This window comes from Shouchella oshimensis (assembly GCF_002019765.1).
Lineage (GTDB): Bacteria > Bacillota > Bacilli > Bacillales > Bacillaceae_D > Shouchella > Shouchella oshimensis.
In genome coordinates, this window is sequence record NZ_KV917380.1 from 1,749,048 (window position 1) to 1,774,471 (window position 25,424).

Genomic DNA, 25,424 nt, shown 5'->3' on the forward strand with positions numbered 1-25,424 from the left:
GAGCCGATGAGTTTTTTTAAAAAATTAAAAGAGAAAATGACACAACAAACAACAGATGTGACAGAGAAATTTAAGACAGGGCTTGAAAAAACAAGAACAAACTTTTCAGGAAAAATGAATGAGCTTGTTGCTCGCTACCGTAAAGTAGATGAAGATTTTTTCGAAGAGCTGGAAGAGCTTCTCATTAGTGCAGATGTTGGTGTCTCGAACGTAATGGAGTTGGTGGATGAGCTCAAAGAGGAAGTAAAGCTTCGCAACATTAAAGATACTGCTGATATCCAGCCGGTTATCTCGGAGAAGTTAGCTGGATTGCTTGAAAAAGATGGCGATGATACATCCTTAAACATACAGGAGCAAGACTTAACGGTTATTCTTGTTGTTGGCGTAAATGGAGTTGGTAAAACAACGTCTATTGGAAAGCTTGCCCACCATTTGAAAACCGAGGGGAAATCAGTCGTTCTTGCAGCGGGAGATACATTTCGTGCTGGGGCCATTGAGCAACTTGACGTATGGGGAGAACGGGTTGGTGTACCCGTGATTAAACAACAAGCCGGTTCTGATCCGGCTGCGGTGATGTATGATGCGGTGGCAGCAGCAAAGTCTCGCAAAGCAGACGTGCTTATTTGCGATACGGCGGGACGACTGCAAAATAAAGTAAACTTAATGAATGAGTTAGCGAAAGTAAAGCGAGTCATTGAGCGAGAAGTGCCAGGCGCTCCGCACGAAGTATTGCTCGTACTTGATGCCACTACAGGACAAAATGCGTTAGCGCAAGCAAAAGCGTTTGGACAAGCAACAGATGTTACCGGATTAGTGTTAACAAAGCTTGATGGAACAGCAAAAGGCGGAATTGTGATTGCGGTAAGACAAGAGCTTGATATACCGGTGAAGTTCATTGGCTTAGGAGAACAAAAAGATGATCTCCAGCCGTTTAACGCAGAGCAATTTGTCTATGGATTATTTAAAGATATGATTGAAACAAAAGAGGCTTAAAAATGTTGTTAAGATAAAATCTTGACAGTAGAAGCTTGATGTAGTAACATGTTTAAACGTAAAGGGAATTGACTTAACAAGGAGATTTGACCATGCTCGATAAAACGTTACGCATGAACTACTTGTTTGATTTTTATCAGCCCTTATTAACGGATAAACAGCAAAACTATATGACCCGTTATTATTTAGATGACTATTCCCTTGGTGAAATTGCAGATGAATACGAAGTAAGTCGCCAAGCAGTGTACGATAACATTCGACGAACAGAAACCATGCTTGAAGATTACGAAGCAAAGCTTGGTCTGCTAGAGAAGTTTGAAGCCCGTCGCTCTATATTTGCCCAGTTGCGCGACTATGCCAAAAACGACGATCGTAGGCAACTGTTGAATGAACTGGCGGATCAATTAGAAAAACTTGATTAGGACGTAGGAGGCGATTGGATTGGCTTTTGAAGGACTCGCCGCACGCCTGCAAGATACGTTAACCAAAATCCGCGGAAAAGGGAAAGTAAGTGAACAAGACGTTAAAGATATGATGCGTGAAGTTCGCCTCGCCCTTCTCGAAGCAGATGTTAACTTCAAAGTCGTGAAGCAGTTTATTGCGAGTGTAAAAGAAAAGGCGTTAGGACAAGAGGTTATGAAAAGTCTAACGCCAGGTCAACAAGTGATAAAAGTCGTTAATGAAGAGTTAACAGCGCTAATGGGCTCTGAACAAAGTAAAATTGCTGTGGCAGCTAAGGCCCCAACGATTGTCATGATGGTTGGCTTGCAAGGTGCTGGTAAAACAACAACCACAGCAAAGCTCGCAAATCATTTGCGTAAAAATCATAACCGAAAGCCTCTTTTAGTGGCATGTGACATTTATCGTCCAGCCGCCATTAAACAATTAGAGACCCTTGGTAAACAGCTGGATATGCCTGTGTTTTCTCTAGGTGATCAAGTGAGCCCAGTTGAAATTGCAAAACAAGCGGTTCAAAAGGCAAAAGAAGAGCATCATGATTATGTTATCCTTGATACGGCAGGTCGTCTGCATATCGATGAAACATTAATGAAAGAGCTCTCCGATATTAAGGAAATGGTTAAACCGGACGAGATTTTGCTTGTTGTTGACTCCATGACTGGTCAAGATGCCGTGAACGTTGCAGAGAGTTTTAACGAACAGCTTGATGTTACCGGAGCTGTGTTAACGAAGCTTGATGGGGATACTCGTGGTGGTGCGGCTATATCCATTAAAGCCGTCACCAATACACCGATTAAGTTTGCAGGTATGGGTGAAAAGATTGATCAGCTTGAGCCGTTTCATCCTGAACGTATGGCGTCCCGTATTCTTGGGATGGGAGACGTACTCTCTTTAATTGAAAAGGCGCAAACAAATGTAGATGAAGAGAAAGCAAAAGAGCTTGAGAAAAAATTGCGGACGATGGATTTTACATTTGATGATTTCCTAGAACAACTTGAGCAAGTAAAAAGCATGGGCCCTTTAGAAGATTTGCTTGGTATGATGCCTGGAATGAACAAAAAAGGGATGAAAGATTTAAAGGTTGATGAACACCAGCTCGTTCGAGTGGAAGCGATTGTGAAGTCAATGACTCCCCTCGAAAAGCGTGATCCCGCTGTCATTAATGGAAGTCGTCGGAAACGAATTGCGAAAGGAAGCGGCACGACCATTCAAGATGTGAATCGTTTGCTAAAGCAGTTTGAAGATATGAAGAAGATGATGAAACAAATGACAGGGATGCAGGCAGGTAAAGGAAAGAAACGTGGCAAAGGTCTTGGTGGGTTTAAACTCCCATTTTAAATCGTAAATGATTTAAAAAAACCTTGTCCGAACGTATCATTAGTGATATGATTAAAAATTGTGTTTAATATTATTTGGAGGTGTACAGCTAATGGCTGTTAAAATTCGATTAAAACGTATGGGATCTAAAAAAGCCCCATTTTACCGTGTAGTAGTTGCAGATTCTCGTTTCCCACGTGATGGACGATTCATTGAAGAGATTGGAACGTATAACCCAATCGCTCAACCAGCACAAGTGAACATTAAAGAGGACAAAGCACTTGAGTGGATGTTAAAAGGTGCAAAACCATCTGATACTGTTCGTAACTTGTTCTCAAATGCGGGTCTTATGGAGAAGCTTCACAACGAAAAGAACGCAAAATAATCACTCCCGAGGAGGATCAAATGGATGAAAGCTTTGGTTGAACATATTGCGAAATCATTAGTGGATTACCCTGATGCTGTGCAAGTTGAAGAAGCCCATGAGGAAAGAACAACCGTCTTGCGTCTTTCTGTACATCCAGATGATATGGGGAAAGTGATTGGAAAGCAAGGAAGAACAGCGAAAGCGATTCGTTCAGTGCTTTATGCTGCGAACAAACAACATGAGCGTGTGCGACTCGATATTGCTGATTGAAAAGGGAGAGGGAAACCTCACCCTTTTTTTGCATAGGAGGAATGTGTGATGAAATGCATTCGAAAAGCGTCTGTTAAGCACGTGTTAACGTCAACGAAACGAGCTGAACTGACCCGATCATTTGAAGAGGAAAAAGTGCAGTTAGAGCGTGAAATAAAACAGTTAGAATTTCAGTATCATCATGCGCAAAAGAAAACACCCTCGCAAATGGTTCCTTCATTAAAAGAAAAATTCGATCATGAAATTAACAGGCGTCAAGAAAAACAACAATCGCTTCAGTTTAAAATGGATCAACTTAATCATTTGACAGAAGGAAGTGAGTTGTTCTTTGAAATGACAGATGTCCTCATCGATGTCGAAGTTGGTTCAAAGTGGGTATCTGCTGAGAATGCGCTGACGATTGTGGTTAAAGACGGTGTTGTTCATGAGATAAGAGAAAGTGAGAACAGAGAAACATGACAAACTGGTTTAATGTCGGAAGATTAGTAAACACTCATGGTGTTCGTGGAGAAGTGCGTGTACTATCGAATACAGATTTTGGGGAAGAACGCTTTGCAATTGGCTCCCAGTTAAAAGTGGCGTCTTCACCAGATGAAAAAGGCACATTAATTCAAGTGAAGAGCCATCGGAAACATAAGAATTTTGACTTATTAACCTTTGAAGGCTATACGAATATGAATGAAGTGGAAGAATTTAAAGGGAAGTATATGTACGTTTCCGAAAAACAATTAAGCGAGCTTGGAGAAAATGAATTTTATTACCATGAAATTATTGGTTGTCAGGCTATCGATGAAGATGGTCATTCTTTAGGAATGATTAAAGAGATTATTGAAACTGGGGCAAATGATGTATGGGTTGTAGAACGCAAGGGCAAGAAAGACTTATTGCTTCCTTATATAGAAGATGTCATTAAAGAAGTGAGCCTAAACGAAGGTATAGTAAAAGTGCATCTACTTGAAGGACTGGATGATGTATGAGAATCGATATCTTAACCCTATTTCCAGAAATGTTTACAGGTGTGTTTGGGTCATCTATCTTAAAGCAGGCTCAGGAGAAAGGCCTCGTTACGTATCAAGCCATTGATTTTCGTGAATTTACGACGAATAAACATCGGAAAGTAGATGATTATCCATACGGTGGCGGTGCTGGCATGGTGCTCACCCCACAGCCGATTTTTGATGCAGTAAACCATGTGACGGAACAAGGTGGAAAGAAACCGAGAATTGTGCTCCTATGCCCACAAGGGGAACGCTTTACGCAAGCAAAGGCAGAAGAACTCTCCAAAGAAGACCACCTCGTCTTCCTTTGCGGGCATTATGAAGGGTTCGATGAACGTGTGCGAACGTCACTTGTCACAGATGAAATTTCCATTGGGGATTTTGTTCTTACTGGTGGCGAATTGGCGGCGATGGTTGTTACTGACAGTATCACACGTCTTCTTCCAGGTGTGCTTGGAAATGAAAATTCTGCCGTAACCGATTCGTATTCTACTGGTTTACTCGAGCACCCTCATTATACAAGACCGTCAACATTTCAAGGTTTAGCGGTACCAGATGTTCTATTATCTGGTCACCATGAAAACATTGAGAAATGGCGGAGAGAAGAATCATTGCGCCGTACATTTAAGCGGCGTCCAGATTTATTAAAAGGGTATGCATTAACAAAAGAAGAAGCAGCTTTTATTGAACAGCTAAAAAACGAAACAGAATAATCATACAAAGGAGTAACAGAATGGAAATCGGCCAGATTCTTCAGCAAACCATTAAAGACATTGTGAAAACGTATGATGGCGATGTGCAGGTAGAAATTGAGCAACCTGCACAACTCGCTCATGGAGACTATGCAACGAATATTGCGATGAAGCTTGCACGAGTTGCGAAAAAAAATCCATACGAGATTGCACTTGATTTAAAAGAGAAGCTTGTGGAGAAAGAGTTGCCAGTTAAACAAATAGATGTTGTTCGACCAGGGTTTATTAATTTTTTTATTGCATGGGATAGGGTGAATTTTTTTTCATCAACGACTAAACCAGTGGATAAACAGAAAGTTGTCATTGAGCATACATCGATTAATCCAAACAAATCAGCGCATATTGGTCATTTACGTAATGCATGTATCGGTGATACGTTAGCTCGAATGATGAAACAGGATCATCAAGAAGTTGAGACTCATAACTACATAGATGATCTTGGTAATCAGTTAGCAGATACCCTCACGGCTCTTTTACATACAGAATCTAAAAAACCGGCAACACGCTTTGGTGACTATTGTTGGGATGTGTATTCCTCTTTAAATCAGTTGTACGATAAAGGGGAGTTGTCTACAGATAAGCGTGATGACGTATTGCATAAGCTTGAAGAAGGAAATAACAGCATATCTTGGCTAGGTTACGCAGTCGCAGATAAGTTGTCTGCCGAGCACGTAGAGGAAATGGGACAGTTTGATATTACCTACGATTTATTAGTATGGGAGCGAGACATTGTTGCCAATGGATTTTGGGATCGTGCATTTGAAAAATTACAAACAAGCGAAGTGTTTTTTAAACAAGAGCACGGTCCTCAAGCTGGCTGCTGGGTCATTCGAACAAATGAAAAGCAAGAGGCAAGCGAGGAGTCTGTTGAACACCAAGCAGACAAAGTATTAATTCGTTCTAATGGTGTGTTAACGTATACGGCAAAAGATATTGCTTATCATATGTGGAAATTTGGCTTGCTCGAGAATGATTTCTTGTATAAACCAAAAACAGAGACTCTTTGGACAACTAGTGCAGTCGGGCAATCACAACCGTTTGGACGTGGAGATGCAGTCATTAATGTCATAGATTACCGTCAAGAGTATCCACAGAAAGTGGTGAAGCAAGCCTTGCACGCGGCTGGCTATGAGAAGGAAGCTGCACAATTAAAGCACGTTTCCTACGGAGTCGTGTCACTTAGTAAGAATACGGCAGCAAAGCTAGGTTTAGAAACAGTAGAAGGAAAAGCAGTATATGCGATGTCTGGTCGAAAAGGAATAGGCATTAAAATTAGTGAGCTTATTTTAGAAATGAAGGAAGCTATACGTGTGCAAAGCCCAGAGGCAAATGAAGAAACAATTGAAGCACTAACATTTGCTGCGATTCGATACAATATGTTGCGCTATAACACAACATCAGATATTATTTTTGATTTAGACGAGGCGACACAAGTAACAGGCAACACAGGAATCTATTTAATCTACACATATGCACGGGCAAATAGCATTTTGCAAAAAGCTCAAGCAGCTCATTTAACATCAACTGATGGGTCATTTGCCGATGCAGATGACGCTGAACGAGCGATCCTTAAACATGTGTCTGGATGGAATGGGACATTTGAACGTTCGATTAGTGAGCTAGAGCCGAACTTACTTTGTACATTTGCATTTGAATTAGCAAGTTTATACAATCGCTTCTATGCGCTTTGTCCTGTTATTAAAGCAACACCAGACGAGCAAAAGAGAAGGTTAAAACTAACAGAGCTCGTTAAGGAACAATTAGAAATGATTTTTTCTATATTAGGACTACCAAAGCTTGAAAGAATTTAATTGTTTGGTTGTCTAAGGCAATGGTTTGTGCTATGATAATAGTTGTGACTAATGAGCTTTCATTAGCGAGATTACGATATTCCGCTGCTTGATTAAGCAAGAATGTCTGTAGGGAAGGAGGGAACGATACGATGAGCAACCTTATTAAAGAAATCACTACAGAGCAGTTGCGTACTGATCATCCTGATTTTCGTCCAGGAGATACTCTTTCTATTCACGTAAAAGTTGTAGAGGGTACTCGTGAGCGTATTCAGTTATTTGAAGGTGTTGTTATTAAGCGTCGTGGATCTGGTATCAGCGAAACGTTTATTGCACGCAAAATCTCTTACGGTGTAGGTGTTGAACGTACATTCCCATTACATTCACCAAAGATCGAAAAGATCGAAGTGAAGCGTCAAGGACGCGTACGTCGTGCGAAACTTTATTACCTACGTAGCTTACGTGGTAAAAAAGCACGTATTAAAGAAATTCGTCGTTAATGTACCATTTGTGGTTGTAGTCCATATAACCACTAAAGAAGAGGCGTTCCTCGATTTGAGGGACGCTTCTTTTTGCGTCTAATAGGGCGTCTATTTTTATAAAATGACGTACGACAATGGGACTGTTCACTACGCTTTTATGAGAAAAAACCCTTTTCAATATTCGAAATGCCTGATGGGAAAAAACATGGTATGATAGAAGGAAGGGGGGCACGAAATGAAAAGTCGCACAAATCTTGTAGAGTGGGCAAAGATCCTCAGCATTGCTTTAATTACAACTGTTTTCGTCCGCATGTTTTTGTTGGCACCAATTGTGGTAGACGGTCATTCAATGCAGCCAACACTTGATTCGGGTGACAAAATGATTGTGAATCAAATTGAATATACATTTTCGAAGCCAGAGCGGTTTGATATCATTGTGTTTCATGCTCCTGAAGGGAAAAATTATATTAAACGAGTTATTGGTGTGCCAGGTGATGAATTAGTTTATCGAGAGGATACCCTGTTCATTAACGGAGAGGCTGTAGAAGAACCCTATCTCGAAAGCTTAAAGAAAAGCGTACAACAAGGTCAACTTTTAACAGGCGATTTTACGTTGGAAGAGATTACTGGTAGTACCACCATTCCAGAAGAATCATACTTTGTTATGGGAGACAATCGACGCTTAAGTAAAGATAGCCGTGCCATCGGACTCGTTTCAAAAGAGGACGTTATTGGAAAAGCAAATGTCATCTTTTATCCATTTGAAAATATATCAATTGTAGAATAGTAAGTAGGTGTAGACATGAAAACCATTCAATGGTATCCAGGGCATATGGCAAAAGCACGACGAGAGATCAATGAGAAATTGTCTATGATTGACGTTGTCATTGAGCTCTTAGATGCGCGCATACCCGTATCATCGCAAAACCCTGTAATTGATGAGCTTGTTCAGCAGAAGCCTCGTCTTATTTTATTAAATAAAACAGATTTAGCAGATCCGAAACAAACAGAGCGCTGGAAGCATTTTTTTGAAAAGCAAGGTCATGCAGTCGTTGAAGTGAATTCCCAAACCGGTCAAGGAATCAAAAAGATTGTACCAGCATGCCAAGCACTAGCAAAAGATTTATATAAGAAATGGGAATCGAAAGGAATGAAGCCTCGGGCGCTTCGAGCCGTTATTCTTGGTATTCCAAATGTCGGAAAGTCCACGTTTATTAATCGTCTCGTCAATAAGCGGCAAGCTAAAGTAGGCGATCGACCTGGAATTACAAAGCAACAGCAGTGGATTAAAGTTGGTACAAGCTTAGATCTACTTGATACTCCAGGAATATTATGGCCAAAATTTGAAGATCAAGAAGTTGGTTTTCGATTAGCTGCGACTGGCGCAATTAAAGATGAATTGCTTGATTATGGTGATGTCGCTGCATTCGTTTTGCGCTATTGTCTCGACGTTTATCCCGAACTCCTACAAAAACGTTATCAGCTTGATGATGATGTAGATGGTGAAGATGTAGGTCGTCTGTTTGATGAGATTGGTCGTAAACGAGGCTGTATGTTGCGTGGAGGACTTGTTGATTATGATCGTACGGCTGAACTGCTATTAAGAGAGCTTAGAAGTGGCACAATTGGCCGTATTACGCTAGAGCGTGTACCAACGCCTGAATGAGTGAACGGTATAGACCGAGAATGACGTAATGGCCATTCTCGGTTTTGTGTGTTTGAAAGGATTACGTATACAGTTCGAACAGCAAGCGAACGGCCATCAACAAGATGGTACAGATGAGAACAATTCGAATCCACTTAGTTTGTTTTCCTAAAACAATACGGCTACCTACTAGTGCACCAGCCATATTTCCTAACGCGAGAACAATGCCGACGAGCCAGTTAACTTGTCCATTAGCTGCATAAATGAAAAGAGAGAGAGACACTGATACACCAGCAACAATAATTTTAATAAGCGTTGCCTCAGCAAATGATTTTTTATAAAGTAAGATAGCGAGAATCATAATATAAAAACCGACACCAACTTGGATGAAACCACTATAAAAGCCGATCCCCATAGATAGTGCACCGCCTATAAACGCCATAAAGGGCGTTAGTGTAACAGTGCGATTGACAGCTTTAAGTGGGTTCCAAATTAAAAATAAAATCGATGTAACCATCGTTAGGGCTAAAATAAAGATAAACGTACGGTCACTAATCGACAAAGCTGAAAAAGCACCAAAAATAGCGCCAAAAGCAGACGTTAAATAAATCGTCGCATTTTTTCTTAATTGAAGCGATTGCTTTCGTTTAAAAGTAATGATAGACGTAATGCTTTGAGCGACGATCGCCACTCGATTTGTAGCGTTTGCTTCTGTTGCAGGTAGTCCAATAAAAAGTAGTAAAGGTAATGTTAATAGAGAACCTCCTGCTGAAACGGTGTTAATGACTCCGGCTATAAAACCGATAACAATAAGAATAATAACTTCTGCCAATGCCATACATATAAACTCCTACTCTATAAAACGTGCATTCCTACTATATCATAGATGAAAAGATAAAAAGGAGAAGAAGAACGTGATTTCAATAACAACCATAAAAAGCCAATTGGCGAACAATGAGTTAACGAGAGAACAGGTAAACGAACTAAGAGAAGATCAACGCAAAGGTGTACAGGCGCTACTAAAACGATACGATGCCACTCAAATGCGGATGGCTTCCATTGAGCAAATGCATCTAGATATGAGCACCTATGAGCTTGAATTACGTCAACAAGGCTATCAAGCTATTTGCGGTGTAGATGAAGTAGGAAGAGGACCATTGGCTGGTCCTGTGACAGCTGCTGCAGTGATTTTGCCAACCGATTTTAAATTGCTCGGTTTAACGGATTCCAAAAAATTATCAAAAGAAAATCGAGAACAGTATGCAGCATACATAAAAGAGCACGCGGTAGATTATCAAATTGTCAGCTTGTCTGCAAAAGAAATTGATGAAACAAATATCTTAATGGCAACAAAAAGAGCGATGATGCAAGCGATTCAACAATTGCGGGTTGCTGCAGATTATTTATTACTTGATGCAATTGAGCTTCCAATCGGAACGTCCCAACGTTCACTTATTAAGGGCGATTCAAGAAGTGTATCCATTGCAGCGAGTTCGGTACTGGCTAAAGTATGGCGTGATGACTATATGGAAAAACTAGCGCATGTTTATCCAGAGTATGGTTTTGAGCAACATGCTGGTTACGGAACGAAGCAGCATTTAGACGCATTAGAAAGACACGGCATGACAAGTGAACATCGTCGGACCTTCAGGCCTGTCCTTGAGCGAGGCAAGTCTCGTATCCATCCTAAGGATCAGTAAATGAATATCCTTTGGAGGACGAACCAGCTCGTTTTCGGAACAATCGTCGCCCTTTATCCGCAAAAAAAACGAGCGATGATTCGCATTCAAAATCAACAGCTTATTGCTGATATAGATGCAGAATTAGTAGTAGGAAAAAGTTATTGGTTTCAACTAACAAAGCCTGCACCAGCTCTAACACTGCGTCTTCTTCAAACAGATTCATCCATTTCGGCTGTAGCAGCATATTTTCGTATAGACGAGTGGCTTCTAAACATCTATTACAATAGCCAAAGTCCCATTAGTCATAGCCTTATTCGGGACCTGTTCACCGTGAAAAAACAATTGAGCATGAGCTTAACTACCTTTAAAACCATTATTCATCTTTGCGTGAAAGAGTGGAACTTGTCTCTAACAGACGAGCATCTTAAATGGATTCATGCACTTCAGCAGCAACCGTTAACACAGGATAGGATTGTTCAGCAACTAAATCAATTTTCAGAAAGTGGAAATATGATGAGAGTTGGTGAGCAATCTTTAACAATGATTCAAGCTACCTATACGTGCTTGACTAACCATAACTGGGATATGTCGACAGACCTCGTTAAAAGGAGCGTTTTTGCATACGTTGCATTAAAGCAAAGGCAAGTAATGCAAAAATCCTCATTGGACTTACGAATTTAGTTCAACGTACATAAAAGCTTTCATTTTAACCATATTAAAAAGAAAAATGGAGGTGTGTATATGTCGAACAAACAGAATCATGAAGAAGAGTTTTCAGGAGAATTTGGCCAATTGTTCCCTCAAGTTCAACAAGATCAACAGGCAAAAGGATTAAAGAAATTATTTGAAAAAGGTGACAAAGACGAGAAAAAAAACGAAAAAAAGAAAAATAATAAAGAAAAGAAATGAAATTGTCGGAATGATAGCGTTTACCCCTCCACAAGCATGAAAAAAAATGCTAAAATGAAAAAGGATTTCGTCTTAGTAACGAAAATTCTCGTACACGAGAGTCGAGTGTATGATATAACAGGAGGCTGGAGAGAGAATGAATATCCATGAGTATCAGGGTAAAGAAATTCTTCGTTCTTACGGAGTTGCCGTTCCAAACGGTAAAGTAGCATTCTCTGTTGACGAAGCAGTAGAAGCGGCAAAGGAACTTGGTTCTTCTGTGTCTGTCGTAAAAGCGCAAATACATGCAGGCGGACGTGGAAAAGCAGGTGGCGTAAAAGTCGCAAAAAATTTGGATGACGTTCGTACATATGCGGATGAAATTCTTGGGAAAACACTTGTTACACACCAAACAGGACCAGCAGGTAAAGAAGTAAAGCGCTTACTAATTGAAGAAGGTTGCGACATCCAAAAAGAGTACTATATCGGACTCGTAGTCGATCGTGCAACATCAAGCGTTGTTCTTATGGCCTCTGAAGAAGGTGGAACAGAGATTGAAGAGGTTGCGGAAGCGACTCCTGAAAAGATCTTTAAAGAAGTCATTGATCCAGCTGTCGGTTTACAAGGATTTCAAGCAAGACGTGTTGCATTTAACATAAACATACCGAAAGAGCTTGTTGGTCAAGCGGTTAAATTTATGATGGGTCTATACAAAGTGTTTGTTGACAAAGATGCATCCATTGCAGAAATTAACCCTCTTGTTACAACAGGAGATGGCAAAGTAATGGCGCTTGATGCGAAATTCAATTTTGATTCCAATGCGCTTTACCGTCATAAAGATATTGTCGAATTACGTGATTTAGAAGAAGAAGATGTAAAAGAGATTGAAGCTTCTAAACATGATTTAAACTATATTGCACTAGATGGAAATATCGGCTGCATGGTTAATGGAGCTGGCCTCGCTATGGCTACAATGGATATCATTAAGCATTACAATGGTGATCCCGCAAACTTCCTTGACGTTGGGGGCGGTGCAACAGCGGAAAAAGTAACAGAGGCATTTAAACTCATTTTATCAGATGAAAATGTAAAAGGTATTTTTGTAAACATTTTCGGTGGAATTATGAAATGTGACATTATCGCTGAAGGCGTCATTACAGCTACAAAAGAAGTGGGTCTTGAGATTCCGTTAGTCGTTCGTTTAGAAGGAACAAACGTAGAGCTTGGAAAACAACTATTAAAAGAGTCAGGCTTAAATATTACAGCTGCTGATTCAATGGCCGATGGCGCACAAAAAATTGTAGCTTTAGTGAAATAGAAGGGTGGAGCTAGACAAATGAGCATCTTAATTAATAAAGATACGAAAGTGATTGTTCAAGGTATTACTGGCGCTACTGGTTTGTTTCATACGAAGCAAGCGCTTGAATATGGTACGAATGTAGTTGGTGGTGTTACTCCTGGAAAAGGCGGCACTGAAATTGAAGGTGTTCCCGTTTTTAATACTGTTGACGAAGCAGTAAAAGCGACTGGTGCGAACGCAACCGTTATTTATGTACCACCTGCATTTGCAGGGGATGCTATTATGGAAGCAACAGATGCTGAGCTTGATCTAGCAATCTGTATTACAGAAGGTATTCCTGTACTTGATATGGTAAACGTTAAGCGCTATATGAAAGGTAAGAAAACGAGACTAATTGGACCAAACTGTCCTGGTGTCATTACGCCAGAAGAATGTAAGATTGGGATTATGCCAGGCTATATTCATAAAAAAGGCCACATTGGTGTTGTGTCTCGTTCAGGAACACTTACGTATGAAGCGGTTCACCAACTTTCAACAGCTGGTATTGGTCAATCATCTGCTGTTGGTATCGGTGGAGATCCTGTAAACGGAACAGACTTTATTGATGTGTTATCTCTTTTCAATGATGATCCTGATACGTATGCGGTTATTATGATAGGTGAAATTGGCGGAACGGCTGAAGAAGAAGCGGCTGAATGGGTGAAAGCAAATATGACGAAACCTGTTGTTGGCTTTATCGGTGGCCAAACAGCTCCTCCAGGAAAACGTATGGGCCATGCTGGCGCGATTATCTCTGGCGGTAAGGGAACAGCAGAAGAAAAGATTAAAACAATGGAAGCATGTGGCATTCGTGTTGCTGCAACGCCATCTGTTATGGGTGAAACACTCATTGAATCTTTGAAAGCAAATGATATTTACGATAAAAGCGTTACCCATTAAGAGAATATGAACTCCTTGCATACGTGTAAGGAGTTTTCTCTACATTTCTAGAAAGGACTGAGTGCCATCGATCGTTATGTTCGCATGATTCATGTGCATGCCCTTCTTTATAGCCAAACGAGTGTCTGGAAACGTTTAGTAGCTTGGGACCCGACCATTCAGAACATTTATAACGCCTCCGCAAACGAAATAAGAAAAAACCTCTTAATAAGCGATCTAACTGCTAAAAGGCTCGTTCAGTGGCTTAACCAATCTAACCCCTTCGAATACGTTGCAATGTTGAAACATCACAATATTTTCCCACTATCAATTGAAGATTCCCACTATCCAACCCTTCTTTCACATATTTACGATCCCCCTATTTTATTATATTGTAAAGGAAATCAACATTTATTAACGATGAAGAAAGTAGCGATGGTTGGTTCTCGTACCCCGTCACTTTACGGTAAACAAGTAGTCAAAAGACTCTCCACGGTCTTTGTAGAAACAGGTAGTGCGATTGTCAGTGGTCTGGCTAGAGGAGTAGATATAGAAGCTCATCAAAGCGCTATAAAGGCAGGTGGTTGTACAATTGCGGTTACTGCTTCAGGCTTTTTCCATCCTTATCCACCTGAGCATCAAGCTTTTCTGACTGATACCTCTCCACAGTCTTTACTCGTTGTCAGTGAATACCCCCCTCACGTAAAGCCGAAAAAATGGCACTTTCCTACACGCAACCGAATCATTAGTGGCTTATCCTATGCCACCATTATTATAGAAGCAAAGCGAAAAAGCGGTTCTCTTATTACAGCTGATCTAGCTCTTGAACAAGGTCGAGAAGTTTTTGCAGTGCCAGGGTCAATTTTTTCTCCAGAATCAGAGGGGACGAATTGGCTTATTAGTCAAGGAGCATACTGTCTATACAATGAACAAACGCTATTTGAATACATGCCAAACTTTATGTCGAAATCGATCGAACGAAAGCGATTTTCTTAATTAAATGAAGTTCGGTTTGACAAACGGGGAAAGTCTGTTTAATAATGAGGAAGATTTAATTCATAAATAGAGAAACTAAGATGAGGGAGTTGCTTTACATGTCCGATTATTTAGTAATCGTGGAATCTCCCGCTAAAGCCAAAACCATTGGTAAGTATTTAGGTAAGAAGTATGTCGTTAAAGCTTCTATGGGTCACGTGAGAGATTTGCCTAAAAGCCAAATGGGCGTTAGTGTAGAAGAAAATTATGAACCTCGGTATATTACAATACGTGGTAAAGGACCAGTGTTAAAAGAATTAAAGACTGCGGCAAAAAAAGCGAAACGCATTTATCTTGCGGCTGACCCGGATCGCGAAGGGGAAGCAATTGCGTGGCATTTAGCTCACAGTCTAAATATTGATGAGCACTCTGACTGTCGTGTTGTTTTTAATGAGATTACGAAAAATGCTATTAAAGATGCTTTTAAGCAGCCGAGACCTATTAATATGGATCTCGTTGATGCACAACAAGCAAGACGAATTCTGGACCGATTAGTGGGGTATAATATTTCACCGTTATTATGGAAGAAAGTAAAAAAAGGACTAAGCGCAGGGCGTGTTCAATCTGTCGCTGTTAAATTAATAACGGACCGAGAAAAAGAAATCCAATCGTTTGTACCAGAAGAGTATTGGAGTATCCAAGGACAATTTTCTTATGGGCAAGAACAATTTGAAGCTCGATTCCACAGTATAAATGGTAACAAAGAGACACTTTCTACAGAAGAAAACGTTCATCATATTCTTGATACATTGAGTGGAGCCGATTTTCGTATTGCTGAAGTGAAAAAACGCGAACGCAAACGAAATCCTGTTGCGCCATTTACAACCTCTTCCTTACAGCAAGAAGCTGCTCGCAAGTTGAATTTTAGAGCAAAAAAAACCATGCTTATTGCCCAGCAGCTTTATGAAGGTATTGATTTAGGAAAGCAAGGTACAGTTGGTCTAATCACTTATATGAGAACAGATTCTACTAGAATTTCTGATACCGCCAAACAAGAGACGTTTGAGTATATTCAAAAAAATTACGGTGAAGAGTATACAAAGAAAGAAGTGCAAAAACAAAAGCAAGATAAGAAAACCCAGGACGCCCACGAAGCCATTCGCCCAACGTCTGTTATGTATGAACCTAAGCAGATGAAAGAATATCTGTCTCGAGACCAACTACGCCTATATCGTTTAGTGTGGGAACGTCTTGTTGCAAGTGAAATGGCGCCTGCTGTAATGGATACCATGACCGTAGATTTAGAAAATAACGGTGTAATTTTTCGCGCAAATGGGTCTAAGCTTAAATTTCCAGGTTTCATGAAAGTGTATATTGAAGGAAATGACGATAACAAAAAAGAAGAAGATCGTCTTCTCCCTGACTTACAAGAAAATGAAATGGTTGAGAAACAAGAGCTTAATCCAAACCAACATTTTACCCAGCCGCCTCCGCGTTACACTGAGGCACGATTGGTAAAAACGTTAGAAGAACTAGGTATTGGACGCCCATCAACGTATGCACCAACCCTTGATACGATTCAGCGCAGAGGCTATGTGGCTCTTGATGAAAAGCGTTTTGTTCCAACAGAGCTAGGGGAAATTGTATTAGATTTAATCGTTGAGTTTTTCCCAGAGATATTGGATGTTGAATTTACAGCAAAAATGGAAGAAGATCTTGATAGTATTGAAGACGGACGCGATAACTGGATTGAGATTATTGATCAATTTTATAAAAGCTTTGAGAAGCGACTCGAAGTAGCAGAAGAACAAATGGAAGAAGTAGAAATCAAGGACGAGCCAGCAGGTGAAGACTGTGAGAAGTGCGGCCATGAAATGGTTTATAAAATGGGGCGCTACGGCAAATTTATGGCTTGTTCTAATTTCCCTGATTGTCGAAATACAAAAGCCATTGTAAAAGACATTGGTGTGAAATGTCCGACATGTAAAGAAGGGAATATTGTCGAGCGAAAAAGTAAAAAACGTCGCATTTTTTATGGATGTGATCGTTATCCAGAGTGTGAATTTGTCTCATGGGATAAACCAATCGCCCGTCCTTGTCCGAAATGCGAAAGCCTTTTAGTGGAAAAGAAATCGAAAAAAGGTGTATTCGTCGCATGTACTTCATGTGATTATGAGGAAGAAAAACAGTAAAATGTCGAAATTCATCGTTTTATAGTAGCTATTAGTTGAAATTCGTGACTAAAGAGACTATGATATGAGTACGATCACAAATAAGCCTTCACTCTGCCGAAGAGTGGAGGCGTTTCTATGAACGAATAACTGTTCATTTCTTTAGGTGAAGCTGAAGATATAAGAAGGTACATACTGTTATAGTTTTTATGAATTAAAGGGGAATGAAGATGACAGAGCGAAAAGAAATACATGTAGTTGGCGCTGGTCTGGCAGGGAGTGAAGCGGCGTGGCAAATCGCGCAACGTGGCGGTAAAGTAAGGTTGTACGAAATGAGACCTGTAAAGCAAACGCCTGCTCACCATACTGATCAATTTGCAGAGCTCGTATGTAGCAATTCGTTAAGAGGGAATTCGCTTGCAAATGCCGTCGGTGTGTTAAAAGAGGAAATGCGTCGATTGGATTCAGTTATTATTAAAGCAGCTGATGAAGCTGCTGTTCCTGCTGGTGGAGCGCTAGCTGTTGATCGTCATGATTTTGCAGCAAAAGTAACCACGTACGTGAAGGAGCACCCAAATGTAACCGTTGTTAATGAAGAGCTAACAACAATTCCAGATGGACCAACCATTATTGCAACTGGCCCTTTAACATCTAAAGCATTATCTGAACAACTACAAGCTTTAACAGGGGAAGAATCGCTTTATTTCTATGATGCGGCAGCACCAATAATTGATGCTGAAACGATTGACCGAGACAAAGTGTATTTAAAAAGCCGTTACGATAAAGGCGAAGCTGCTTATTTGAATTGTCCAATGACTGAAGAAGAATTTGATCGCTTTTATGAAGCGCTTATTGCGGCAGAAACTGTACCATTAAAAGAGTTCGAAAAAGAAATCTTCTTTGAAGGTTGTATGCCTATTGAAGTAATGGCTGGAAGAGGAAGAAAAACGATGCTCTTTGGTCCATTAAAGCCAGTAGGTTTAGATGACCCCAAAACAGGGAAGCGACCTTATGCAGTCGTTCAATTAAGACAAGATAATACATCTGGTACCCTTTATAATATGGTGGGTTTTCAAACCCATCTAAAATGGGGACCCCAAAAAGAAGTCATTCGAATGATACCAGGTCTTGAAAATGCAGATATTGTGCGCTATGGTGTGATGCACCGAAATACATTTTTGAATTCGCCGAAACTGTTGCGTCCAACTTACCAAACCCATATGCGTGACGATTTGTTCTTTGCTGGTCAAATTACTGGCGTAGAAGGATATGTAGAGTCAGCTGCAGCAGGGTTGACTGCTGGCATCAATGCGTACAAGCAAAGCGTTGGCGAAAAACTAGTGCCTTTCCCAGAAGAAACGATGATTGGAAGTATGGCAGCGTATATTACTACAGCAAACCCAGATAACTTCCAACCAATGAATGCGAACTTTGGTCTTGTTCCGCCGATGAATGTTCGGATTAAAGACAAAAAAGAACGCTACGAAGCGTTAGCTCAACGGGCATTAGGGTCAATTCAGAATTTTATGAAAGATATGTGACTTTTGTTGCCTCATGATCCGCACTTGTGTTAAAATTTATAAGTTCTAAGAAGGAGGACAATGTGGTGGAGTCCAAGGAAGCGCAATGGCTGAGTTGGTTTGTTCGATATTTAGAAGTAGAAAAAAATTGTTCAGCATGGACAGTTACCCACTATTCAAAAGATATTGAACAGTTATTTACCTATTTGTCTACAAAAACATCTAAACATTTAGAAGAACTTGTTCATCAAGATGTTCGTTATTTCGTTAGTCATCTTGTTGATGAAGGCTATTCAAAACGTACGATTGCCCGTAAACTATCATCGTTGCGCAGCTTTGGGAAATTCTTAGAAAGAGAAGGATTTCTCACGACAAATCCTTTTTTACATGCGTATTCTCCTAAACAGGATAAGAAGCTGCCTCGTTTCTTATACGAAGAGGAGATGGATCATTGGTTAGGCTTGCTACCAACAGTTACTCCTTATGATAGACGAGATAAAGCCATTATCGAATTGCTTTATGCTACGGGTATTCGTGTGTCAGAATGTAGTTTGTTACACCTTGAACAAGTTCACTGGCAAAGTGGAACGGTTCGAGTGTTTGGGAAAGGCCGGCGTGAGCGCTATGTTCCTTTTGGCAAAAAAGCTGAAGAGGCTTTGCATGATTATTTACAAGAAGCGAGACCGAAATTGTTAAAAGAAGGCGTGGAATCAACCGCTTTGTTTCTTAATAATAGAGGGAATCAATTAAGTGATCGAAGCATTCGGAAGATTGTGGAAAAAAAGATTCAACAAACAGCTGTACAAAAAAAAATAAGTCCTCATGCTATTCGACATTCCTTTGCTACACACTTGTTAAATGGGGGAGCCGACTTACGAACGGTACAAGAATTGTTGGGTCATCAATCGTTAAAGACCACACAAATCTACACGCATGTCAGTAAAGAGCGTTTATATACAGTCTATAAACATACTCATCCGAGAGCCTAGTGCGAAAAAAGGAGCGCGAAACAATGGAATCTTTTCACGCAACAACGATTTTTGCTGTTTCACATAAAGGACAATTTGCTATGTCTGGTGATGGTCAAGTGACGCTTGGAAACGCTGTTGTTATGAAACATACTGCCCGGAAAGTGAGAAAACTTTTTAAGGGGAACGTGATTGCAGGCTTTGCTGGTTCTGTTGCAGACGCATTTACATTGTTTGAAAAGTTTGAAGCAAAGCTTGAAGAGTACAACGGGAATTTACAGCGTGCTTCTGTAGAGCTTGCAAAAGAATGGCGAAGTGATCGGGTTCTTAGAAAGCTTGAAGCTATGCTAATCGTAATGGATAAAAGCGATCTTTTGTTAGTTTCTGGAACTGGAGAAGTTATTCAACCTGATGATGGTATTCTAGCAATTGGTTCCGGTGGAAACTATGCCTTAAGTGCTGGTCGAGCTTTAAAAACGTTTGCTCCACAATTATCGGCTAAAGAGATTGCAGAAGCAGCTTTAAAGACAGCGGCAGAGATTTGTGTGTATACCAATGATCAAATTATTGTTGAAGAGCTTTAAATCTTAATCATGACAAAGGAGTGCGCTGTAGATGACTAGTTCACTAACACCGAGTCAAATTGTGGAACGGCTGGACCAATATATCGTAGGTCAACAAGGCGCTAAGCGTTCTGTTGCTATTGCTTTAAGAAATCGCTATCGACGGACTCTTTTAGATCAAGATATGAGAGATGAGATTACGCCGAAAAACATTTTAATGATTGGTCCTACAGGAGTGGGAAAAACAGAAATTGCTAGAAGGCTGGCAAAACTTGTTGGTGCACCGTTCATTAAAGTGGAAGCAACAAAGTTTACAGAAGTTGGTTATGTAGGACGAGATGTGGAATCCATGGTACGTGATTTGGTTGAATCTAGCGTCCGGCTTGTTAAAGAGGAGCGAGTAGGTCTCGTTCGTGAACAAGCAAAAGAACTAGCCGATAAAAAATTAATTAACCTTCTCGTTCCATCTTTAAAGAAAGAAAGCAGTTATAAAAATCCGTTTGAGATGTTGTTTCAATCTCCAGGCGAAGAAGAAGACGAAGATGAGAACAAGAAGGAAGAAGAAGATGTAAATCGTGCAAACTTGAAAAAGAAAATGTACGATAAGCTTGTAAATGGCGAACTAGAGGAACGATTAGTGACTATTGAAGTTTCTGAACAGTCGCAAGGCTTCATGGATTTGTTTCAAGGTGGAGCCGGTATGGAACAAATGGGCATGAACATGCAAGAAATGCTCGGGAATATGGTTCCAAAGAAAAAGAAAAAAAGACGTATGTCTGTTGCTGATGCGCGGATCGTTTTGACAGAAGAAGAAGCGCAAAAGCTAATTGATATGGATGATGTGACGCAAGAAGCCATTAAACGTGCCGAACAAGTAGGCATGATATTCATAGATGAGATTGATAAAGTAGCGGGGAAGAATGATCAAGGTGCAAATGTTTCAAGAGAAGGTGTACAACGTGACATTTTACCAATTGTAGAAGGTTCAACCGTTGTAACTAAATATGGAGCTGTAAAAACAGATCATATTTTGTTTATTGCAGCAGGGGCATTCCATATGGCTAAACCATCCGATCTCATTCCTGAACTACAAGGTCGTTTCCCTATAAGAGTCGAGCTCGGAAGCCTATCCGTTGATGATTTTGTGAGGATTCTAGTAGAACCGGATAATGCGTTAACAAAGCAATATCAAGCTCTTTTGCAAACGGAAGGTATAGAAATTCATTTTTCAGACAAAGCTGTTCATAAGATTGCGACGATTGCAAGTCAAGTAAATCAAGAAACAGAAAACATTGGCGCAAGAAGACTGCACACGCTTTTAGAAAAACTGCTAGAAGATCTATCGTTTGAAGCACCGAACATCAACATGGAACAACTAGAAATTACAGAACAGTATGTTGAAGAGAAACTCGGAACCATTGCCAAGAATCAAGATTTAAGTCAATTCATATTATAGACATTTAAGGAGAGAATTTTAATGGATTTATTAACAAGAACTAGGAAAATTAACGAAATGCTACAAAAAACAAGTGGTCAGCACGTAAACTTTAGAGAAATGGCGATCACATTGCGAGAAGCAATTGGGTCAAATGTCTTTGTTGTAAGTAGAAGAGGGAAACTTCTTGGTTTTTCTATCGAAGAAGAAATTGAAAATGATCGCATGAAAAAAATGCTAGATGAGCGTCAATTCCCAGAAGAGTACACAGAAGGGCTGTTCAAAATTGAAGAAACATCAGCAAATATTGATGTAGACAGTGAATACACAGCGTTCCCTGTTGAAAATCGTGATATTTTCAAAAATGGTTTAACAACGATTGTACCAATTAAAGGTGGCGGGCAACGTCTTGGCTCTCTTATTCTTTCGAGATTAGAAAACCATTTTAGTGATGATGACTTAATTTTAGCTGAGTACGGTGCTACCGTTGTAGGTATGGAAATCCTTCATGAGAAAACCCAAGAAATTGAAGAGGAAGCAAGAAGCAAAGCGGTTGTACAAATGGCTATTAGTTCATTGTCTTACAGTGAGCTTGAAGCGGTTGAGCACATTTTTGAAGAGCTTGATGGTCGAGAAGGCTTACTTGTTGCAAGCAAAATCGCGGACCGTGTTGGTATTACACGTTCTGTTATTGTCAATGCGCTACGTAAGTTAGAAAGTGCTGGTGTTATTGAATCTCGTTCTTTAGGAATGAAAGGAACGTACATTAAAGTATTAAATGATAAATTCTTAGTTGAATTGGATCGTTTAAAAGAAAACTAAATCGTCAAAGTCAGAGTGCTGCAATCAAATGATTGTAGCACTTTTTTAATGGGATTAAAAAGGAGATGGAAAATAAAACCTATTTCCATCCCTATAGTATAATTCCCATTATTTTAGCAGAGATAGAAAATTTTATATAGGTTTTTAGGCGTGTACCCTTATTTATTTATAGGCATTTAGTTTTATTAAATCTTTTTACACTTAGTTCTTTTTGCTCAAAATCAAAAAAAAACTAAAAGTACTTAGACAAAAGATAAAATAACTAGTAAAATTTTATCATATGTAGAGCAACTGGAAAAATATGCTTATTTTAAAAGTTGTAGGTCTTTTTTAACGTGATTGGAGGGTATGATGTTTACAACACAATCGATTTCGGTTTTAGAAGAGGCGCTTCACTTTGCGGCTAATCAGCAGAAAGTCATTTCGTCTAATATTGCTAATGTTGATACACCAGATTACAAAGAGAAGTCAGTTTCATTTCAAAATGTCCTACAAACGGCGCAGTCAAATTCTAATGAGTTTCAAGCGAAACAAACAAATGAACGTCACTTGGCTTTCCCTTTGCCGCAATCTCATACACAAGGTTTACATGAACGTTTGCAGCAATATAACCATAATGGCAATAGTGTTGATATTGATAAACAAATGAGTAAGATGGCAGAGAATCAACTTTACCATCAGGCACTTGTAGATCGAATATCTAGTAATTTCCAATCATTAGAAACTGCTATAAAAGGAAGTAGATAGGAGGAAAGAAGATGTTCGATAGTATGAACGTTTCGAGTTCTGCTTTAACGATGCAACGCTTAAGAATGGACGTAGCATCAAGTAACATTGCCAATGCAGATACGACGAGAGCAGAACTTGTTAATGGTGAATGGCAACCTTATCAAAGAAAGATGGTTGTCCAACAGTCCCAATCTTTCTCCAGCCACTTAAATCGAGCAAAAGAACAATTGAGCGAAGGGGTAGTGGCAACAGGCATCATTAATGACCAAACACCCTCAAGTCTTGTTTATGACCCTGCTCATCCTGATGCGAATGAATTAGGATACGTTGCCAAGCCAAATGTCGATATTGCTCGTGAGATGGTTGATATGACTAGCGCTACTCGTTCTTATGAGGCGAATGTCACAGCTCTTCAAGCAAGTAAGACGATGCTAATGAAGTCACTAGAAATTGGGAGGTAAGCGAATTTAATGCAAATCCATTCCATGCAATCACCGTTTCAATTAGGAATTGATGAAAAAACGACTACCAAGCAAAATGTGCCTATAAATCAGTCGTTTCAACAAGTATTGACGGATGCATTATCAAAAGTAAATGAAGCTCAATTGCAATCTTCTGCTGCTACACAAGCGATGGCAAGAAAAGAACCCATTGATCTTCATGAAGTAATGATTGCGGCAAATAAAGCATCTGTTGCCTTGCAAGGTACGTTGGAAGTAAGGAATAAAGTAATAGAAGCCTATCAAGAAATGATGCGCATGCAAGTATAATGAAACCCTATGTGGAGGCGTCATGAACGAAAAAGTAACGAACATAGCAAATAAGGCAAAGCTTTACTGGAATGAGCGAACAAAAACACAGAAACTGTTACTTGTGGCAAGTGTATTCGTCCTAATGCTACTGATTGCTGCGCTTATTGCGCTCAGCTTTCGAACAAATTATGCCCCTTTGTACAGCAACCTATCTTTAGCAGAGGCTGGTCAAATTCAAGAAGTACTTGAAAGTAGAGGGGTTACAACAGAAGTAGCAAATGATGGTACAACCATCCTTGTTCCAGAGCGAGAAGTGGATCGATTAAAAGTAGATTTAGCAGCTGAAGGGTTACCGCAAAGCGGGAGCATTGATTATAGTTTCTTTCAAGAGCAAATGGGATTTGGTATGACGGACAATGAATTCACCGTCATCGAACGATCTCTCATGCAGACAGAGTTAGCAGGATTAATAAGCAGCATATCAGGTGTGCAAAATGCCAATGTTGTCATTACGTTGGCGGAAGACAGCGTGTGGCTAAATTCAGGTCAAGAGTCAGCTACAGCCGCTGTTGTATTGGATTTAGCTCCGGGTACATCCCTCGATCAAACTCAAGTAAAAGCACTCTATCACTTAATAGCAAGAAGCGTACCAAATCTACCAGTAGAAAACATTGTTTTATCAGATTCAAATTTTACGAGTTATACATATCAAGAAGATGATTCATCGTACGCAGCTGGTTCGTTCGAGTCTCAAAGAGAAATTAAACAACAAATTGAAGCAGACTTAGAACAAACTATTATGCAACTTCTTCATGCTGTTGTTGGACCGAATAATGCTATTGTCTCTGTCACAACAGACATTGATTTTACACAGGAACAACGAACAGAAGACTTAGTAGAGCCTATTAATGAAGAGGACATGGAAGGGCTAGCCGTTAGTGCGGAACGAATTACCGAATTTTATGAAGGTACTGGAGCCGGTGAAGGTGGTGTAACCGGTACCGGTGATGAGATTCCAAACTACACGGGAACAGTTGCTAGTGGAGATAGCGAGTCAGAACGTACTGAAGAACGAATTAATTATGAATTTAATCGAATCCACAAAGAAATTATTGAAAGCCCCTATCGGATTCGAGATGTAAGTATACAGGCGATGGTGAATCCACCTGAAGGGATGATGCAACTTCCGGCTCAGCAAATGGACAATCTATCAGCAATGCTCAATACAATTGTTGAGACAACGATACCAGCAACAGTAGAAGAGGCATCGGCAGCAACGAATCGAGTCTCTATCTCATCGGTTCCGTTCGCTGAATCAGCCCAAATTGAAAACGAGCAACCAGCACAAGGCGTGCCAATGTGGATGATCATTGCTGCTGTAGCGTTACTTCTGTTTATCATCTTGCTTATTGTTCTTTTACTTCGGACCCGTAAACAAGTGGATGCCATAGCGTTAGAAGATCAAAGCACCCATCTAGATATAGAAGAAGATGAGCCAATTCGCTTTACTGAGAAAGAAGAAAAAGAAGAGAAAAAGCAACTGAAAGAGTTGAATCAATTAGCGAATCAAAACCCAGAAGAATTTTCTAAATTACTTAGAACGTGGTTGTCTGAGGATTAGTAAAGGA

At 40.0% G+C, this 25,424-nt stretch carries 29 protein-coding genes; 28 read left to right on the forward strand and 1 reads right to left on the reverse strand.

Annotated elements, in window-relative coordinates:
• Positions 1-6: 6 nt before the first annotated feature.
• The 12 genes from ftsY to ylqF all read left to right on the forward strand — a co-directional run bounded on the left by ftsY (position 7) and on the right by ylqF (position 9,094).
• On the forward strand, positions 7-993 hold the full coding sequence (gene ftsY / locus BK583_RS08810; protein WP_038480824.1) for a signal recognition particle-docking protein FtsY: 987 nt from the start codon (positions 7-9) through the stop codon (positions 991-993).
• A gap of 92 nt (positions 994-1,085) precedes the next feature.
• Entirely contained in the window at positions 1,086-1,415 is a 330-nt protein-coding gene (locus BK583_RS08815; RefSeq protein ID WP_055735856.1) for a putative DNA-binding protein, read from the forward strand.
• Positions 1,416-1,434: 19 nt separating this feature from the next.
• Positions 1,435-2,790 carry a signal recognition particle protein gene (gene ffh, locus BK583_RS08820; protein ID WP_055735857.1) on the forward strand — a complete coding sequence of 452 codons (1,356 nt, stop codon included), beginning with the start codon at positions 1,435-1,437 and terminating at the stop codon, positions 2,788-2,790.
• A 91-nt stretch (positions 2,791-2,881) separates the two neighbouring features.
• The gene (gene rpsP, locus BK583_RS08825) at positions 2,882-3,154 is read left to right on the forward strand and encodes a 30S ribosomal protein S16 (RefSeq protein WP_035396932.1); all 273 of its coding nucleotides are present in this window, start codon (positions 2,882-2,884) and stop codon (positions 3,152-3,154) included.
• A 24-nt stretch (positions 3,155-3,178) separates the two neighbouring features.
• Entirely contained in the window at positions 3,179-3,406 is a 228-nt protein-coding gene (locus BK583_RS08830; protein WP_035396933.1) for a KH domain-containing protein, read from the forward strand.
• A 48-nt stretch (positions 3,407-3,454) separates the two neighbouring features.
• A complete protein-coding gene (locus BK583_RS08835) occupies positions 3,455-3,865 on the forward strand; it encodes a YlqD family protein (protein WP_038480814.1) in 411 nt (136 codons plus the stop codon).
• A complete protein-coding gene (rimM, locus tag BK583_RS08840; RefSeq protein ID WP_055735858.1) occupies positions 3,862-4,383 on the forward strand; it encodes a ribosome maturation factor RimM in 522 nt (173 codons plus the stop codon). Before BK583_RS08835 ends, rimM begins: the two co-directional genes overlap by 4 nt.
• A complete protein-coding gene (trmD, locus tag BK583_RS08845) occupies positions 4,380-5,117 on the forward strand; it encodes a tRNA (guanosine(37)-N1)-methyltransferase TrmD (RefSeq protein ID WP_055735859.1) in 738 nt (245 codons plus the stop codon). The genes rimM and trmD overlap by 4 nt, the downstream gene beginning before the upstream one ends.
• A gap of 20 nt (positions 5,118-5,137) precedes the next feature.
• Positions 5,138-6,967 (forward strand): arginine--tRNA ligase, encoded by a 1,830-nt coding sequence (locus BK583_RS08850; RefSeq protein ID WP_055735860.1) that lies wholly within the window; start codon positions 5,138-5,140, stop codon positions 6,965-6,967.
• A gap of 131 nt (positions 6,968-7,098) precedes the next feature.
• Entirely contained in the window at positions 7,099-7,446 is a 348-nt protein-coding gene (rplS, locus tag BK583_RS08855) for a 50S ribosomal protein L19 (protein ID WP_035396938.1), read from the forward strand.
• A 217-nt stretch (positions 7,447-7,663) separates the two neighbouring features.
• On the forward strand, positions 7,664-8,215 hold the full coding sequence (lepB, locus tag BK583_RS08860) for a signal peptidase I (RefSeq protein WP_038480802.1): 552 nt from the start codon (positions 7,664-7,666) through the stop codon (positions 8,213-8,215).
• Between the two features lie 15 nt (positions 8,216-8,230).
• Positions 8,231-9,094, forward strand: coding sequence for a ribosome biogenesis GTPase YlqF (gene ylqF / locus BK583_RS08865; RefSeq protein ID WP_038480799.1), 864 nt, complete (start codon positions 8,231-8,233; stop codon positions 9,092-9,094).
• Positions 9,095-9,155: 61 nt separating this feature from the next.
• Here the strand turns inward: ylqF and BK583_RS08870 are convergent, their stop codons facing one another.
• Entirely contained in the window at positions 9,156-9,911 is a 756-nt protein-coding gene (locus BK583_RS08870; protein WP_038480796.1) for a sulfite exporter TauE/SafE family protein, read from the reverse strand.
• Between the two features lie 76 nt (positions 9,912-9,987).
• On the opposite strand from BK583_RS08870, the gene rnhB reads away from it, so the two are divergent.
• The 16 genes from rnhB (at position 9,988) to fliF (ending at position 25,417) form a co-directional block, all read left to right on the forward strand.
• Positions 9,988-10,773, forward strand: a complete 786-nt coding sequence (rnhB, locus tag BK583_RS08875) for a ribonuclease HII (RefSeq protein ID WP_055735861.1) — start codon at positions 9,988-9,990, stop codon at positions 10,771-10,773.
• Complete coding sequence (locus tag BK583_RS08880) at positions 10,774-11,436, forward strand: hypothetical protein (RefSeq protein ID WP_055735862.1); 663 nt, start codon at positions 10,774-10,776, stop codon at positions 11,434-11,436.
• 60 nt (positions 11,437-11,496) lie between these two features.
• Positions 11,497-11,664: a hypothetical protein gene (locus BK583_RS20685; RefSeq protein WP_166740169.1), complete on the forward strand. Its 168-nt coding sequence runs from the start codon at positions 11,497-11,499 to the stop codon at positions 11,662-11,664.
• A gap of 136 nt (positions 11,665-11,800) precedes the next feature.
• Positions 11,801-12,961: an ADP-forming succinate--CoA ligase subunit beta gene (gene sucC / locus BK583_RS08885; RefSeq protein WP_038480787.1), complete on the forward strand. Its 1,161-nt coding sequence runs from the start codon at positions 11,801-11,803 to the stop codon at positions 12,959-12,961.
• An 18-nt stretch (positions 12,962-12,979) separates the two neighbouring features.
• The gene (gene sucD, locus BK583_RS08890; protein WP_055735863.1) at positions 12,980-13,882 is read left to right on the forward strand and encodes a succinate--CoA ligase subunit alpha; all 903 of its coding nucleotides are present in this window, start codon (positions 12,980-12,982) and stop codon (positions 13,880-13,882) included.
• An 84-nt stretch (positions 13,883-13,966) separates the two neighbouring features.
• Positions 13,967-14,857: a DNA-processing protein DprA gene (gene dprA / locus BK583_RS08895; RefSeq protein ID WP_055735864.1), complete on the forward strand. Its 891-nt coding sequence runs from the start codon at positions 13,967-13,969 to the stop codon at positions 14,855-14,857.
• Between the two features lie 98 nt (positions 14,858-14,955).
• Complete coding sequence (gene topA / locus BK583_RS08900) at positions 14,956-17,028, forward strand: type I DNA topoisomerase (RefSeq protein WP_055735865.1); 2,073 nt, start codon at positions 14,956-14,958, stop codon at positions 17,026-17,028.
• A gap of 209 nt (positions 17,029-17,237) precedes the next feature.
• Positions 17,238-18,548 carry an FADH(2)-oxidizing methylenetetrahydrofolate--tRNA-(uracil(54)-C(5))-methyltransferase TrmFO gene (gene trmFO / locus BK583_RS08905; RefSeq protein ID WP_095150389.1) on the forward strand — a complete coding sequence of 437 codons (1,311 nt, stop codon included), beginning with the start codon at positions 17,238-17,240 and terminating at the stop codon, positions 18,546-18,548.
• A gap of 62 nt (positions 18,549-18,610) precedes the next feature.
• Positions 18,611-19,516, forward strand: coding sequence for a tyrosine recombinase XerC (gene xerC, locus BK583_RS08910; protein ID WP_166740168.1), 906 nt, complete (start codon positions 18,611-18,613; stop codon positions 19,514-19,516).
• A gap of 23 nt (positions 19,517-19,539) precedes the next feature.
• A complete protein-coding gene (hslV, locus tag BK583_RS08915; RefSeq protein ID WP_035396960.1) occupies positions 19,540-20,079 on the forward strand; it encodes an ATP-dependent protease subunit HslV in 540 nt (179 codons plus the stop codon).
• 31 nt (positions 20,080-20,110) lie between these two features.
• Complete coding sequence (hslU, locus tag BK583_RS08920; protein WP_038480771.1) at positions 20,111-21,514, forward strand: ATP-dependent protease ATPase subunit HslU; 1,404 nt, start codon at positions 20,111-20,113, stop codon at positions 21,512-21,514.
• A 21-nt stretch (positions 21,515-21,535) separates the two neighbouring features.
• Positions 21,536-22,315 carry a GTP-sensing pleiotropic transcriptional regulator CodY gene (codY, locus tag BK583_RS08925; RefSeq protein ID WP_038480768.1) on the forward strand — a complete coding sequence of 260 codons (780 nt, stop codon included), beginning with the start codon at positions 21,536-21,538 and terminating at the stop codon, positions 22,313-22,315.
• Positions 22,316-22,666: 351 nt separating this feature from the next.
• Positions 22,667-23,062: a flagellar basal body rod protein FlgB gene (gene flgB, locus BK583_RS08930; protein WP_051667546.1), complete on the forward strand. Its 396-nt coding sequence runs from the start codon at positions 22,667-22,669 to the stop codon at positions 23,060-23,062.
• Between the two features lie 11 nt (positions 23,063-23,073).
• Positions 23,074-23,505: a flagellar basal body rod protein FlgC gene (gene flgC / locus BK583_RS08935; RefSeq protein ID WP_038480762.1), complete on the forward strand. Its 432-nt coding sequence runs from the start codon at positions 23,074-23,076 to the stop codon at positions 23,503-23,505.
• 9 nt (positions 23,506-23,514) lie between these two features.
• The gene (gene fliE / locus BK583_RS08940; protein ID WP_055735300.1) at positions 23,515-23,814 is read left to right on the forward strand and encodes a flagellar hook-basal body complex protein FliE; all 300 of its coding nucleotides are present in this window, start codon (positions 23,515-23,517) and stop codon (positions 23,812-23,814) included.
• A 22-nt stretch (positions 23,815-23,836) separates the two neighbouring features.
• Entirely contained in the window at positions 23,837-25,417 is a 1,581-nt protein-coding gene (gene fliF / locus BK583_RS08945; RefSeq protein ID WP_055735301.1) for a flagellar basal-body MS-ring/collar protein FliF, read from the forward strand.
• Positions 25,418-25,424: the final 7 nt, after the last annotated feature.